Annotated in this window: 15 protein-coding genes; 10 read left to right on the top strand and 5 right to left on the bottom strand. The window is 53.9% G+C overall.

Annotation, left to right across the window (positions count from 1 at the left end):
* Window position 1: 1 nt before the first annotated feature.
* From sapD to pspF, 5 genes are all read right to left on the bottom strand, one after another.
* Complete coding sequence (gene sapD, locus IM282_RS01015; protein WP_003856840.1) at window positions 2–994, bottom strand: putrescine export ABC transporter ATP-binding protein SapD; 993 nt, start codon at window positions 992–994, stop codon at window positions 2–4.
* Window positions 994–1,884, bottom strand: a complete 891-nt coding sequence (gene sapC, locus IM282_RS01010) for a putrescine export ABC transporter permease SapC (RefSeq protein ID WP_003856843.1) — start codon at window positions 1,882–1,884, stop codon at window positions 994–996. Before sapC ends, sapD begins: the two co-directional genes overlap by 1 nt.
* Complete coding sequence (gene sapB, locus IM282_RS01005) at window positions 1,871–2,836, bottom strand: putrescine export ABC transporter permease SapB (protein WP_022648308.1); 966 nt, start codon at window positions 2,834–2,836, stop codon at window positions 1,871–1,873. The genes sapC and sapB overlap by 14 nt, the downstream gene beginning before the upstream one ends.
* Window positions 2,833–4,473, bottom strand: coding sequence for an ABC transporter substrate-binding protein SapA (gene sapA / locus IM282_RS01000; RefSeq protein WP_022648307.1), 1,641 nt, complete (start codon window positions 4,471–4,473; stop codon window positions 2,833–2,835). The genes sapB and sapA overlap by 4 nt, the downstream gene beginning before the upstream one ends.
* An 88-nt stretch (window positions 4,474–4,561) precedes the next feature.
* Window positions 4,562–5,554, bottom strand: a complete 993-nt coding sequence (gene pspF, locus IM282_RS00995) for a phage shock protein operon transcriptional activator (RefSeq protein ID WP_162882544.1) — start codon at window positions 5,552–5,554, stop codon at window positions 4,562–4,564.
* A gap of 151 nt (window positions 5,555–5,705) precedes the next feature.
* Here pspF and pspA point away from each other — a divergent pair, with 151 nt between their 5' ends.
* From pspA to IM282_RS00945, 10 genes are all read left to right on the top strand, one after another.
* The gene (gene pspA, locus IM282_RS00990; protein WP_022651342.1) at window positions 5,706–6,374 is read left to right on the top strand and encodes a phage shock protein PspA; all 669 of its coding nucleotides are present in this window, start codon (window positions 5,706–5,708) and stop codon (window positions 6,372–6,374) included.
* Between the two features lie 49 nt (window positions 6,375–6,423).
* Complete coding sequence (gene pspB, locus IM282_RS00985) at window positions 6,424–6,648, top strand: envelope stress response membrane protein PspB (RefSeq protein WP_022648304.1); 225 nt, start codon at window positions 6,424–6,426, stop codon at window positions 6,646–6,648.
* Window positions 6,648–7,007 (top strand): envelope stress response membrane protein PspC, encoded by a 360-nt coding sequence (gene pspC, locus IM282_RS00980; protein WP_006810819.1) that lies wholly within the window; start codon window positions 6,648–6,650, stop codon window positions 7,005–7,007. The genes pspB and pspC overlap by 1 nt, the downstream gene beginning before the upstream one ends.
* Window positions 7,008–7,019: 12 nt before the next feature.
* Window positions 7,020–7,244 carry a phage shock protein PspD gene (gene pspD / locus IM282_RS00975; protein WP_006810818.1) on the top strand — a complete coding sequence of 75 codons (225 nt, stop codon included), beginning with the start codon at window positions 7,020–7,022 and terminating at the stop codon, window positions 7,242–7,244.
* Between the two features lie 184 nt (window positions 7,245–7,428).
* Entirely contained in the window at window positions 7,429–9,126 is a 1,698-nt protein-coding gene (locus tag IM282_RS00970) for a sugar phosphorylase (RefSeq protein ID WP_192970020.1), read from the top strand.
* Window positions 9,127–9,139: 13 nt separating this feature from the next.
* Window positions 9,140–10,432, top strand: coding sequence for an ABC transporter substrate-binding protein (locus tag IM282_RS00965; RefSeq protein ID WP_192970019.1), 1,293 nt, complete (start codon window positions 9,140–9,142; stop codon window positions 10,430–10,432).
* Window positions 10,433–10,453: 21 nt separating this feature from the next.
* Window positions 10,454–11,335: a carbohydrate ABC transporter permease gene (locus IM282_RS00960; protein ID WP_154051333.1), complete on the top strand. Its 882-nt coding sequence runs from the start codon at window positions 10,454–10,456 to the stop codon at window positions 11,333–11,335.
* A complete protein-coding gene (locus tag IM282_RS00955) occupies window positions 11,322–12,164 on the top strand; it encodes a carbohydrate ABC transporter permease (protein WP_003856865.1) in 843 nt (280 codons plus the stop codon). The genes IM282_RS00960 and IM282_RS00955 overlap by 14 nt, the downstream gene beginning before the upstream one ends.
* Before the next feature lie 28 nt (window positions 12,165–12,192).
* The gene (locus IM282_RS00950) at window positions 12,193–13,245 is read left to right on the top strand and encodes a zinc-binding alcohol dehydrogenase (RefSeq protein WP_192970018.1); all 1,053 of its coding nucleotides are present in this window, start codon (window positions 12,193–12,195) and stop codon (window positions 13,243–13,245) included.
* A gap of 17 nt (window positions 13,246–13,262) precedes the next feature.
* The gene (locus tag IM282_RS00945) at window positions 13,263–14,051 is read left to right on the top strand and encodes a sugar phosphate isomerase/epimerase (RefSeq protein WP_023300245.1); all 789 of its coding nucleotides are present in this window, start codon (window positions 13,263–13,265) and stop codon (window positions 14,049–14,051) included.
* Window positions 14,052–14,055: the final 4 nt, after the last annotated feature.

Raw genomic sequence — 14,055 nt, 5'->3', positions numbered from 1 at the left:
TTCACTCTCTCTCCATGTTCAGCGGGAAATGACAGGCAAACAGATGATTTTTCGGCCCTGTCAGGCGCGGTGTTTCAATGCATTTACGCTGAGCATACGGGCAACGCGGACCCAGACGGCAGCCAATGGGCAGCGATTCCAGCAGCGGAATCGCGCCAGGCAGAGTATTCAGACGGCTCTTGTGTGGCATTGCGCTGCCGAAATCAGGGATCGCCCTGATCAGCGCCTGCGTGTAGGGATGATGCGGCGTCGTCACCAGGTCTTCACTTGGCGCGGTTTCTACCGTTTGTCCGCAATACATCACGTCAATTTTATCCGCCCACTTGCTCAACATTTGCAGGTCGTGGCTGATCAGCAAAATGGTGGTGTTGTTATTCTGGTTCAGACGCGTGAGCAGGCGGAAAATCTGCGCCTGAGTCGTTGGCTCCATCGCGTTCGTCGGTTCGTCCGCAATCAGCAGACGCGGCTGATTGGCCAGGGCGATAGCAATCATCACTTTCTGGCATTCACCGTCGGTCAGTTCGTAGGGGAAACTGCGCATCGCGTCTTTATGGTCTTTGATCCCCACACGGTGCAATAGCTCAATGGCACGGCGTTTACGCCAGCCGAAACGCTGCCACCAGCGGCCTTTATAGGTCCAGCCGGGGATATTCTGCATCAGCTGTTTCCCGACGCGCTCGGACGGATCGAGACAGGATTGCGGCTCCTGAAAAATCATCGAGACGTTATGGCCCACCAGTTTACGGCGTTCGCGCGGGGAGAGACGCAACAGATCGATGTCGTCGAAACGCATACGGTCGGCGGTCACCCGCCAGTTGTCCTTCGCCACGCCGCAAATGGCTTTGGCGATTAGACTCTTACCGGAACCCGATTCGCCCACCAGCCCGCGTATTTCGCCCTCTGCGAGCGTAATACTGATGCGATCCACCGCTTTAACCCAGCCTTCGCCCGTTTTAATTTCGATCGTGAGGTTGCGGATATCAAGTAACGGCATTATTGCACCCCCGCATTGATTGCGCGGCGGATCCCGTCGCCAAGCAGGTTAACGAGCAGAACGCTCACCATGATGGCCGCGCCCGGCAGCATGACCGTCCACGGCGCGACGTAAATCAGCTCCAGAGCATCGCCGAGCATTGCGCCCCATTCCGGGGAGGGGAGCTGCGCGCCCAGGTCCAGGAAGCCCAGCGCTGCGATATCAAGAATCGCCATCGACAGGGCGCGGGTGATCTCCGTCACCAGCCCGGCGGCAATGTTAGGCAGCACGGCAAACCACAAAATATTAAACGTGGTGGCACCGTCCAGACGGGCGGCGACGACATACTCTTTCTCCAGTTCGTCGTGAACCAGGCTGTAAACCGATCGCACCATGCGGGGCAGAATGGCCAGCCAGACGGCGAACATCGCATGTGTGAGGTGCGGCCCCGCGAAGGCCACGACGATAATCGCCAGCAACAGCGAAGGAATCGAGAGCAAGGTATCAAGAATATGATTAAGCACGGCAGACCGCAGCCCGTGGGTTGAGCCGGCAAAAATGCCCAGCGCAAGGCCGCATATCGCGGCGGCCAGGGTGACCACGAACGCGCCGCCTACCGTAGGTGCGGCGCCGCTCAGTAAACGACTTAGCACGTCGCGTCCGAGATCATCAGTCCCCAGGAAGAACGAAACCTCCCCGTAACGCGACCACGATGGCGGTAAAAGCTGATAACCAAGGAACTGCTGATCGATGCCATACGGCGCAAACCACGAACCCAAAACACACAGCAACACGAGGCCAATGCAGCCGTAAAAGCCGATCATCGCCGTGGTGTCGCCGTAGAAATTACGCCACACGGTGCGTAGCGCACCAGGCGTGCGCTTTTCGCTGTAGACGTTATCGTAAGGCATACCATTCCTTATGCTTCAACGGGTTGGCCATGGCACCCAAAATATCGGAAACAACGTTAACAATAATAACCAGCGAGCCAATCACCATCACTCCGGCGGAGATCGCAGCGTAATCCTGCTGGCGAATGGCGTTGATCATCCAGCGTCCAAGGCCCGGCCAGCTGAAAACCATCTCGGTGATCATCGCCAGCGTCAGCATGGTTGAGAATTGCAGCCCAAGCCGTGGGATTACCGGCGGCAACGCATTGTGCAGCACATGGCGACGTAGAATCGTCAGGCGAGACAGTCCGCGTGTGGCGGCGGCTTTCACATAGTTTTGATCGAAGACTTCGATAGTGCTGATGCGCATCAGGCGGATCACTTCGGTCGTCGGTGCGACGGCCAGCGTGAGCACTGGCAGCACCATATGGCGCAGGGCGCTCACGATCATTTCGTCGCGCCAGACTGAATCGGAAAGCCAGGCGTCAACGATGGCGAAGCCGCTCACCGTTTGCACGTTATACAGCAGGTCGAAACGGCCAGACACCGGAAGCCAGCCTAACGTCAGTGAGAAGAAGAGGGTAAGCAGCAGCGCCAGCCAGAAAACAGGGATGGAAAAGCCAATTAAGGCAAGCGCGCTGATGAATTTATCCTGCCATTTATTGCGATAAATTCCCGCCAGCATCCCCACCGGGATCCCCACCATGAGGGCAAAGCCAAAGGCGAGTATACACAGCTCCATGGTGGCCGGGAAAACCATCTTCAGCTGCTCAGAGATGAGCTGTCCGTTGATGCTGGACACGCCAAAATCCCAGTGCAACAGGCCGTTAAACCAGAACAGCCAGGCGTCCCAGAGGGATGAGCCCTGAAGCGGGGCGTGCGGCGTAAAGTAGCTAAGGCTAAAGCCGACAAAGGTCAGGAAGAACAGGGTGACCAGCAGTAACAGCAGCCGCCGCAAGGTAAATATAATCATGGTTTTTTCACCTCTTGTTCTTTCTCACGAGTCACGCCCGCGAAGGAGGCGTTACCAAACGGGCTGAGTACCAGCCCTTTTATATCGTAACGGTAGGCCTGAAGGCGCAGGGAAGAGGCAAGCGGCAACACGGGAAGCTCTCTGGCCAGAATATTTTGCGCTTCATCGTAGGCCTCAATGCGTGAAGCAAGCTGTTGAGATGAGAGGGCTTTTTGCAGCACAGCATCAAATTCCCGGTTACACCAGTGCGCGTAGTTGGTCTGGGAGTTGATCGCCGCACAGCTCAGCAGCGGACGGAAGAAGCTGTCCGGGTCGTTACTGTCGGTAGACCAGCCAGCCAGCGTTAAGTCGTGATTCATGTCCATCAGACGCGCCTCCTGGAAACGGCCTTCGACAGGAACGATGATCACCTTCACGCCCACCTGGGCCATATCTGCCTGCAACAGTTCGGCGGTTTTCAGCGGGCTAGGGTTCCACGCCTGAGAGCTGGTGGGTACCCACAGCTGAAGCGTCAGGTTTTCTGCCCCCAGTGCTTTAAGCTGTTCGCGCGCTTTCGCCGGATTATATTCCGTGATCTTCGCCTCGCCGTCATAGGCCCAGGAGGCGCGGGGCAGAATTGAGGCGGCGGTTTCCGCGGTGCCGTAATAAATCGACTGCATCAGACGCTGATTGTTGATCGCTAACGCCAGCGCATGGCGCACGGCCGGATTATTCAGCGGTGGCTTATCGGTGTTAAACGCCAGATAGGCGATGTTCATTCCCGGGCGTAGGGTCAGGCGCAGGCGGGGGTCGTCGCGCAAAATAGTCAACTGGCTGGCCGCAGGCCACGCAAGGACGTCGCACTCACCGGTCAGCAGTTTGGAGAGGCGGCCTGTTCCACCTGAACCCAGATCAACAATAACCTGCGGCATCAGCGGTTTGCCGCGCCAGAAATGATCGTGTCGTTGCAGGCGAATGTATTGTCCGGCGCGGTACTCAGCTAACTGGAAGGGTCCTGTGCCCACAGGCTCACGATCGAGACGTTCCTGACGATCCTTTTTCGTCAGCTGATCCGCGTATTCGGCTGACATGACGGACGCGTAGTGCGTCGCCAGGTGCCAGAGGAAGGAGGCGTCCGGGCGCGTCAGGCGAAACTCAACCGTGCGGTTATCCAGCTTACGAACGCTTTTGACCGTGTCCGCGAATTGCAGACTGTCGAAGTAGGGGAAGTTTCCGCCGTTGACGTTATGCCACGGATGGTTGCGGTTAAAGATGCGCTGGAAGGTGAAAACCACGTCATCCGCGTTGAGCTTGCGGGTTGGGGTAAACCACGGGGTGTGCTGAAAAGCCACATCATCGCGTAGACGGAAGCGGTACGTGGCGCCGTTATCAAGCACTTCCCAACTTTCAGCAAGCTCCGGAACCAGCCGATAGGTATAAGGATCGACGTCGAGCAGGCGATCGTAAATCTGTGCGGCCAGCGTATCAACAATCACGCCGCTCCCCGCCTTTTGCGGGTTAAAGGTATCAACTTGCCCGCTGACGCAATAGACGAAACCACTATCACGAATATCAGGAGGCGCAGTACGATCGGGCGCAGCAAAGGCCAGATTGCTGAACAGACCGAGTGCAAACAGGGATGATAAAACCAGGCGCATAGTTTTTAAGGTTTTTAGATTCGATCTGCAAAGTGTATCGCACTTACGCCTGCTTCGTAAAAATGTCTGGGGGTAAGTGCTGATAATGTCAGCGCATTTGATGTTTTTTGAGCAATGCCCTTAACTGATGGTAGGTCAGACCCAGCAGTTCAGCTGCCCGTTTCTGGTTATATTTCGCCTCTTTCAGGCTCCGTTCCAGCAGTTGCTGCTCCTGCTGATGCTGGAACTGGCGTAAATCGAGCGGCAACGCCGGATCATGCTGGCGCGCCGCCGGAGCAAGGGGCTGTTTAACCTCGCGCCGAAACGGATCGAGAATAATGTTGTCCAGTTCGGTCTCGCTGCTGCCATGACGGTAAACAGACCGTTCCACCACGTTTTTCAGTTCACGGATATTCCCCGGCCAGTGGTAACCGAGCAGGGTCTCGGTGGCCTGTTCGCTGAAGCCCGGAAAGAGCGGCAGGCCCAGTTCCCGGCACATCTGAATGGCAAATTGATCGGCCAGCAGCATGATATCGCTGCGCCGCTCACGCAGCGGCGGCAACTGGACGACATCGAAAGCCAGCCGGTCCAGCAGGTCGGCGCGGAATTTATCTTCTGCCACCATCGCGGGCAGATCGGCGTTAGTGGCGCACACCAGGCGAACGTTAACCTGAAGCGGCTGACTTCCGCCAACGCGTTCCAGTTCGCCATACTCAATGACGCGCAGCAGCTTTTCCTGCACCAGCATTGGCGCGGTCGCCAGCTCGTCGAGAAAGAGCGTTCCGCCGTCGGCACGTTCAAAACGACCGGGGTGCCGTTTTTGTGCGCCAGTAAACGCGCCGGCTTCATGACCGAAAAGCTCCGTGTCGAGCAGATTTTCATTCAGCGCCGCGCAGTTGAGCGAAATAAAAGGCCCGTCCCAGCGGCCAGACAGAAAGTGCAGACGGTTAGCGATAAGTTCTTTACCCGTACCGCGCTCACCGATAATGAGCACCGGTTTATTCAGCGGCGCCAGGCGCGATACCTGCTCAAGCACTTCCAGGAAGCTGTTTGCCTCGCCAAGCAAATTGTCTTTATATTCAGCCATGATGAAATTAACCACTCCTTAGTGATATTCACCAGGTGATAATAGCCGCTGGATGGATAAATATCAATCACACCCAGTAAAATCAATAAGATAAAAAGTTGGCATGGGATTTGTATTAACTACTCAGCAGGGCATCGCCCGATAACAGAACTATGAGGATTGAATTATGGGTATTTTTTCTCGTTTTGCCGACATCGTGAACGCCAACATCAACTCGCTGCTGGAGAAAGCAGAAGATCCGCAGAAGCTGGTGCGCCTGATGATTCAGGAGATGGAAGACACGCTGGTTGAAGTACGCTCCACCTCCGCCCGCGCGCTGGCAGAGAAGAAGCAGTTAACGCGTCGTATTGAGCAGGCGACTGCCCAGCTTAACGAGTGGCAGGAAAAAGCTGAACTGGCGCTGCGCAAAGATAAAGAAGATCTGGCCCGCGCTGCGCTGATTGAGAAGCAGAAGCTGACCGACATGGTGGCCACGCTGGAACATGAAGTGACGCTGGTGGATGATACTCTGACGCGTATGAAGAAAGAGATTGGTGAGCTTGAAAACAAACTCAGCGAAACCCGTGCACGTCAACAGGCGCTGGCGCTGCGCCACCAGGCTGCAAGTTCGTCCCGCGACGTGCGTCGCCAGCTGGACAGCGGCAAACTGGATGAAGCGATGGCGCGTTTCGAATCGTTCGAACGTCGTATCGACCACATGGAAGCGGAAGCCGAAAGCCACAGCATCGGTAAGCAGAAAACCCTGGATCAGCAGTTTGCTGACCTGAAAGCCGATGATGAAATTAGCGAGCAGCTGGCGGCGCTGAAAGCCAAAATGAAGCAAGACAACCAATAATAAATCCTGCGGCACCTGAGCGTGCCGCATCGCAAGACAAGGAGTACACATGAGCGCGCTTTTTCTGGCAATACCCCTGACAATTTTCGTGCTGTTTGTTCTGCCCATCTGGTTATGGCTGCACTACAGCAACCGCTCTTCTCGCGGGGAGCTGTCGCAAAGCGAGCAACAGCGGCTGGCGCAGCTCTCTTCTGAGGCAAACAAAATGCGCGAACGTATTCAGGCGCTGGAAGCCATCCTGGATGCGGAACACCCGAACTGGAGGGAGCGTTAATGGCTGGACTAAATCTGAATAAAAAACTGTGGCGCATCCCGCAGCAGGGCATGGTTCGGGGCGTTTGCGCCGGGCTGGCACACTATCTGGATGTCCCGGTAAAACTGGTACGTGTGGTCACTGTATTGTCGATTTTCTTTGGCCTGGCCTTTATTACACTGGTGGCTTACATCATTCTGTCGTTTGTACTTGATCCGATGCCGGAGGGTGAGCTGGATGCGGAAAACACGCCAACCAGCAGCGATCTTCTTAACGCGGTGGATGAACAGCTGAGCGCAGGGGAGAAGCGATTGCGCGAGATGGAACGTTATGTCACCTCCGATACCTTTACGCTGAGAAGTCGTTTCCGTCAGCTTTAAGAGAGAACTTACATGAAACAAAACTGGCAACAGGCCGGTCAGAAGGTAAAACCCGGCCTGAAAATCGCAGGTAAACTGGTTCTGATGACGGCGTTACGTTATGGTCCGGCTGGTGTGGCGGGCTGGGCGATCAAGTCTGTTGCCCGTAAGCCGGTCAGAATGTTGCTGGCGGTCGCCCTGGAGCCGTTGTTACAAAAACTGGCAAAACGCGTTTCACGTCGCTACTTTTCACGCTAATCCCGCTCATATAAGCCCTTTCTCGCGCTGAGAGAGGGCATGAATTCCCCCTCTGCTTTTTCTCTTTCTTTGCGGCAGCTCACATTACTGCGTTGCGCTGCTTTGAGAATGCCTTTTTCAGCCCCCAGGTCCGTTGACAGATATTTTTCATGGGAGTAGATTGCCACTCCGTGGGACCGCTACCATGGAAAATAATGTGAACGCAAAAATTAAATACCTTATCAATCATATTTACGGTGAATCATTTTCAGATGCACACCTTGACGTGTTATTAACTAAGCTTCAACAGGCGGCGGTTAATATTACGGAGAAGCGTAAGTCAGGCTGGGATGAAAAAGATGTTGTTCTGATTACCTATGCCGATCAGATCTCCGCGAAAGGGGAGAAAGCATTGCCGGTATTTACCCGGTTCTATAATGAGTGGCTTTCTCGTACTTTTTCTCATGTCCATCTTTTACCTTTCTATCCTTGGTCATCAGATGATGGTTTTTCCGTTATTGATTATCATACCGTTGCACCTGAAACGGGAAACTGGCGCGATGTCGCGGAATTAAAACAGTCAGCCAGCTTAATGTTTGATTTCGTTTGCAATCATATGTCAGCGAAAAGCGAATGGTTTGCTAATTATCTGGCGCAGAAGCCTGGTTATGAAGATTTCTTTATTTCTGTCGACCCGGAAACCGATTTATCCGCGGTGACGCGCCCACGCGCTCTACCGCTGTTGACGCCGTTTACGCTTAATGATGGCAGCGTTCGTCATTTATGGACTACATTCAGCGATGACCAGATCGATCTCAATTTCGCCTCGCCGCAGGTGCTGATTGCAATGGTTGACGTTCTGCTCCATTACCTCATGGAAGGGGCGCGTTATATCCGTCTGGATGCGGTCGGGTTTATGTGGAAAATCCCGGGAACAACCTGCATCCATCTGGAACAAACCCATTGCCTTATTCAGCTGTTCCGCGCCATTACGGACGCCGTGGCACCTGGAACGGTGATCATTACTGAGACAAATGTTCCGCACAAAGACAACATCTCTTACTTCGGTGATGGTGAAAACGAAGCCCAGATGGTCTATCAGTTTTCCTTACCTCCGCTGGTGCTGCATGCCGTTCATCGTCAGGATGTGAAAGCACTTTGCCAATGGGCGGGGTCGCTGGCACTGCCTTCTTCACACACTACATGGTTTAATTTCCTGGCCTCGCATGATGGTATCGGTTTGAATCCGCTGCGCGGCATTCTTCCGGAATCAGAGATCCTCTCGTTGGTCGAAAATCTTCAGCAGGAAGGCGCGCTGGTCAACTGGAAAAATAATCCTGACGGAACGCGAAGCCCTTATGAAATTAATGTCACCTATCTTGATGCGTTAAGTTTACAAGACAGTTCAGATGAGGAACGTATTGCACGGTTCCTCCTCGCGCATGCTGTGTTGTTAAGTTTCCCAGGCGTCCCGGCTGTTTATATTCAGAGCATTCTTGGTTCGCGGAACGATTATGAAGGCGTCGAACGCCTCGGATATAACCGCGCGATTAACCGGAAAAAATATACGGCGGGGCAGCTTGATAGCGAACTGAATAATAAGAAGAGTATTCGTTATCAAATTTATTCTCGTTTGAGTAAGTTTATCGCTATTCGTCGCGGCGAGAGGGCGTTCCATCCGGATAGTCAGGCTGTTTTCGACGCAGTGGGTAAACAAATTCTTAAAATTATTCGTGTTGCTGAAAATGGCGAGCGAATTACAGCATTATTTAATTTTAGCAATAAAATGCAGATCGTTTATGAACAAACGCTTTCTGGTAAGGAATTATTATCAGGACAGGATATTAGCGGTACGGAGCTGATCCTCAATCCATGGCAGGTAATGTGGATTAAAGAAAACTAAAAAGGACCCTAAAATGAAAATGCCAAAAATTGTGCTGTTATCAGCACTGGTTTCGTGCGCCCTGTTATCAGGCTGTAAGGACGATAAAGCATCTCAGGTCACCATTGAGTTTATGCACTCGTCGGTAGAACAGGAGCGTCAGGCCGTTATCACGAAATTGATTGAAAAATTCGAGAAAGAGAACCCGTCGATTACGGTGAAGCAGGTACCCGTTGAAGAAGATGCCTACAACACCAAGGTAATTACCCTGGCTCGTACCGGTGCGCTGCCGGAGGTGATTGAGATCAGCCATGACTACGCCAAAGTCATGGATAAAGAGCAGCTACTGGATCGTGACGCCATCGGCCGCGCCATCAAGGCGGTGGGCGAGGAGACATTTTACGACGGTATTTTACGCGTTGTTCGCACGGAAGATAGCAGGGCATGGACGGGGGTGCCGGTTAGCGCCTGGCTGTCCGGCGTCTGGTATCACAAAGATGCGCTCGCGGCAGCGGGGATCGAGGAACCGCACAACTGGGAACAACTGCTGAAAGCCAGTCAGGCGCTCAACGATCCGGCTAAAAAACATTACGGTATCGCGCTTCCAACCGCAGAAAGCGTCATGACGGAGCAGGCTTTCTCGCAGTTTGCTTTGTCAGGAGGGGCCAACGTCTTTGATGCAAACGGCAGCGTGAAAATCGATACCCCTGAGATGTCGAAAGCGCTGGAGTTTTATAGGGCACTGGCCGCGAACACCATGCCGGGCTCGAATGATGTCATGGAGATCAAAGACGCCTTCATGAACGGTTCTGCGCCTATGGCCGTTTACTCTACCTATATCCTGCCCGCGGTCTTCAAAGATGGCAATCCGGCCAACCTGGGGTTCGTTGTCCCGACGGAAAAATCATCAGCCGTGTACGGCATGATCACTTCGTTGACGATCACTACCGGCCAGACCGAAGAGGAAACGCAGGCCGCCGAGAAATTTGTCACCTGGATGGAGCAGGCTCAGAACGCCTCTGATTGGGTCATGATGTCTCCGGGCGCCGCGCTACCGGTCAATAAACTCGTGGTGGGCACAGATTCCTGGAAAAACAACGACGTTATCAAGGCCTTTGGTCAACTGCCTTACGAGCTGATTGCGCAGTTCCCGAACGTCCAGGTGTTTGGTGCCGTGGGCGACAAGAACTTTACCCGCATGGGAGATGTTACCGGGTCCGGCATTATCAGTTCCATGGTGCATAACGTGACGGTGGGACAAAAAGATCTCAGTGCGACGTTAAGCAACAGCCAGAAGAAACTGACTGACCTGATATCACAACGATAGGAGCGCTTTGCGAAGGGAATTATGAAGACGTTGTTTTCTGGTCGTTCAGATATGCCTTTCGCCATGCTGCTGTTGGCCCCCAGCCTGATTTTGCTGGGGGGCCTGGTGGCCTGGCCAATGATTTCTAACATTGAAATCAGTTTTTTACGTTTACCGCTGAATCCGCGTATTGATGCGGTGTTCGTCGGTCTGGATAACTACATTCGCATCCTGGGCGATGCTGCGTTCTGGCACTCCCTGTGGATGACGTTCTGGTATACGGCGCTGGTGGTGATCGGCAGCACCGGACTGGGGCTGGCCGTAGCGCTCTTCTTTAACCGTGAATTCCGCATGCGGAAAACGGCACGTTCACTGGTGATACTGTCCTATGTGACGCCGTCTATTTCACTGGTATTTGCCTGGAAATACATGTTCAACAACGGCTACGGAATTGTGAACTATCTTGGCGTTGATCTGCTGCATCTCTACGATCAGGCGCCGCTGTGGTTCGATAACCCTGGCAGCAGTTTTGTCCTGGTCGTGCTGTTCGCCATCTGGCGTTACTTCCCGTATGCCTTTATCTCGTTCCTCGCGATTCTACAGACCATTGATAAATCCTTGTACGAAGCGGCAGAGATGGACGGGGCGAATGCCTGGCAGCGTTTTCGTATCGTGACGTTGCCCGCCATCATGCCGGTGCTGGCCACGGTGGTCACGCTGCGCACCATCTGGATGTTCTACATGTTTGCGGATGTTTATCTGCTCACCACCAAGGTCGACATTCTGGGCGTATATCTCTACAAAACCGCCTTTGCGTTCAATGACCTGGGTAAAGCAGCCGCCATTTCCGTTGTGCTGTTTGTGATCATCTTCGCTGTCATTCTGCTGACCAGAAAAAGGGTAAACCTCAATGGCAACAAATAAACGCGTTCTGGGCCGTATCGGTTTTTATCTGGGACTGGCGGTATTCCTGATTATCACGCTGTTTCCGTTTTTTGTGATGCTGATGACATCGTTCAAAAGCGCGAAAGAGGCGATCTCACTGCACCCGACTATCCTGCCGCAGGAGTGGACGTTACAGCACTACATCGACATCTTTAACCCGCTGATTTTCCCGTTTGTGGATTATTTCCGTAACAGCATGGTGGTGTCGCTGACCTCCTCGGTCATTGCGGTGTTTCTCGGTACGCTGGGCGCTTATGCGTTATCCAAACTGCGCTTTAAAGGGCGCACGACGATCAATGCGAGCTTCTACACCGTCTATATGTTCTCCGGGATCCTGCTGGTAGTGCCGCTGTTCAAAATCATCACCGCGCTCGGCATTTATGACACCGAGCTGGCGCTGATCATCACCATGGTGACGCAGACGTTGCCGACTGCGGTCTTTATGCTGCGCAGCTATTTCGACACTATCCCGGATGAGATAGAAGAAGCCGCGATGATGGACGGCCTGAACCGCCTGCAAATCATCTTCCGCATCACCGTGCCGCTGGCGATCTCGGGTCTGGTGTCGGTCTTTGTCTACTGCTTCATGGTGGCGTGGAATGACTACTTGTTCGCCTCCATTTTCCTGTCCAGCGCCAGCAACTTCACGTTGCCGGTGGGGCTGAACACGCTCTTCAGTACGCCAGATTACATCTGGGGTCGCATGATGGCGGCATCGCTGGTGACCGCACTGCCCGTTGTCATTATGTATGCCCTGTCTGAACGTTTTATTAAAAGTGGTTTGACCGCCGGCGGCGTAAAGGGCTGAGGCGGCCGATTTTAACAAGGAGTGAGTCATGAAAAAATTAGTTGCGACAGCGCCTCGTGTAGCGGCGCTGGTGGAATACGAAGATCGTCCTGTTGCAGCACATGAAGTGAAGATTCGTGCCCGTTATGGCGCCCCGAAACACGGCACCGAAGTTGTGGATTTCCGCGCGGCAAGCCCGTTCATTGATGAAGAGTTTAACGCCGAGTGGCAGATGTTTACCCCACGTGAAGAGGGGGCAGCACGCGGCATCGAATTTGGTAAATTCCAGCTGGGAAACATGATCGTCGGCGACATCATCGAATGTGGTGCGGACGTAACGGAATACCAGATCGGCGACAGCGTTTGCTGCTACGGTCCAATGCAGGAAACGGTCATCGTCAACGCGGTGAACAACTATAAGCTGCGCAAAATGCCGCAGGGCGCATCCTGGAAAAACGCCGTTTGTTACGATCCGGCTCAGTTCGCCATGAGCGGCGTGCGTGATGCTAACGTCCGCGTAGGGGATTTCGTTGTAGTTGTCGGGCTGGGCGCTATTGGCCAGATTGCGATTCAGCTGGCGAAAAAAGCTGGCGCGTCAGTGGTTATTGGTGTCGATCCTATTGAACATCGCTGTGAGATCGCCCGCCGTCACGGTGCAGACCACTGCCTGAACCCAATCGGTACCGATGTCGGTCTTGAAATTAAGAAACTGACCGGCAAGCAGGGCGCGGATGTGATCATCGAAACCAGCGGCTTTGCAGATGCGCTGCAATCTGCGCTGCGCGGACTCGCCTACGGCGGCACGATCTCTTACGTGGCTTTCGCCAAACCTTTTGCGGCAGGCTTCAACCTGGGCCGCGAAGCACACTTCAACAACGCGAAGATTGTCTTCTCCCGCGCATGCAGTGAACCCAACCCGGATTATCCACGCTGGAGTCGCAAGCGTATTGAAGAGACCTGCTGGGAATTGCTGATGAACGGTTATCTCAATTGTGAAGATCTGATCGACCCGGTCGTCACCTTCACCACCAGCCCGGAAAGCTACATGAAGTATGTCGATCAGCACCCGGAACTCAGTATCAAAATGGGCGTTACTTTTTAAGCTAAGGACAGCAAATCATGAAAATCGCAACACAAAACCAGGCCTTTTTCCCGACCACTATCATGGAAAAATTCAAATACATAAAAGCGATGGGATTTGATGGCTACGAAATAGATGGCCGACTGCTGGTTGAACATCTCGACGAAGTGAAAGCCGCTATCAAAGCCACCGGTCTGCCGGTCACGACGGCGTGTGGCGGATACGATGGCTGGATCGGGGATTTCATCGAAGAACGCCGCCTGAACGGTCTCCAGCAGATTGAACGCATTCTGGAAGCGCTGGCAGAAGTGGGCGGCAAGGGGATTATTGTTCCGGCTGCCTGGGGGATGTTTACCTTCCGTCTGCCGCCAATGACTTCGCCACGTAGCCTGGACGGCGATCGCAAAGCGGTCAGCGCTTCCCTGCGCTGGCTGGATGAGGTAGCAGCGCGCACCGGTACTACCGTCTACCTGGAGCCGCTGAACCGCTATCAGGATCATATGATCAACACCCTGGCCGACGCGCGTCGTTACATCGAAGAGAACGGCCTGAAGCACGTGCAGATCATCGGTGATTTCTACCACATGAACATTGAAGAAGACTCACTGACGGAAGCGCTGCATCACAACCGCGACCTGCTGGGTCATGTGCACATTGCTGATAACCACCGCTATCAGCCGGGCAGCGGCAGCCTCGATTTCGCCAGCCTGTTCGGTCAGCTGCGTGCTGATAACTATCAGGGTTATGTGGTGTACGAGTGCCGGGTTCGTGCCGACGATCCGGCTCAAGCCTATCAGGACTCACTCAATTACCTGCGTGAATGCTAAGGAT

It is taken from the genome of Enterobacter cloacae complex sp. P29RS (genome assembly GCF_014893445.1).
GTDB lineage: Bacteria > Pseudomonadota > Gammaproteobacteria > Enterobacterales > Enterobacteriaceae > Enterobacter > Enterobacter intestinihominis.
This window is presented reverse-complemented; position numbering and strand designations above follow the sequence as displayed.

Coding starts and splice junctions, on each gene's coding strand:
- sapD (WP_003856840.1), bottom strand. CDS start 994: ATGCCGTTACTTGATATCCGCAACCTCACGATCGAAATTAAAACGGGC.
- sapC (WP_003856843.1), bottom strand. CDS start 1,884: ATGCCTTACGATAACGTCTACAGCGAAAAGCGCACGCCTGGTGCGCTA.
- sapB (WP_022648308.1), bottom strand. CDS start 2,836: ATGATTATATTTACCTTGCGGCGGCTGCTGTTACTGCTGGTCACCCTG.
- sapA (WP_022648307.1), bottom strand. CDS start 4,473: ATGCGCCTGGTTTTATCATCCCTGTTTGCACTCGGTCTGTTCAGCAAT.
- pspA (WP_022651342.1), top strand. CDS start 5,706: ATGGGTATTTTTTCTCGTTTTGCCGACATCGTGAACGCCAACATCAAC.
- pspB (WP_022648304.1), top strand. CDS start 6,424: ATGAGCGCGCTTTTTCTGGCAATACCCCTGACAATTTTCGTGCTGTTT.
- pspC (WP_006810819.1), top strand. CDS start 6,648: ATGGCTGGACTAAATCTGAATAAAAAACTGTGGCGCATCCCGCAGCAG.
- pspD (WP_006810818.1), top strand. CDS start 7,020: ATGAAACAAAACTGGCAACAGGCCGGTCAGAAGGTAAAACCCGGCCTG.
- IM282_RS00970 (WP_192970020.1), top strand. CDS start 7,429: ATGGAAAATAATGTGAACGCAAAAATTAAATACCTTATCAATCATATT.
- IM282_RS00965 (WP_192970019.1), top strand. CDS start 9,140: ATGAAAATGCCAAAAATTGTGCTGTTATCAGCACTGGTTTCGTGCGCC.
- IM282_RS00960 (WP_154051333.1), top strand. CDS start 10,454: ATGAAGACGTTGTTTTCTGGTCGTTCAGATATGCCTTTCGCCATGCTG.
- IM282_RS00955 (WP_003856865.1), top strand. CDS start 11,322: ATGGCAACAAATAAACGCGTTCTGGGCCGTATCGGTTTTTATCTGGGA.
- IM282_RS00950 (WP_192970018.1), top strand. CDS start 12,193: ATGAAAAAATTAGTTGCGACAGCGCCTCGTGTAGCGGCGCTGGTGGAA.
- IM282_RS00945 (WP_023300245.1), top strand. CDS start 13,263: ATGAAAATCGCAACACAAAACCAGGCCTTTTTCCCGACCACTATCATG.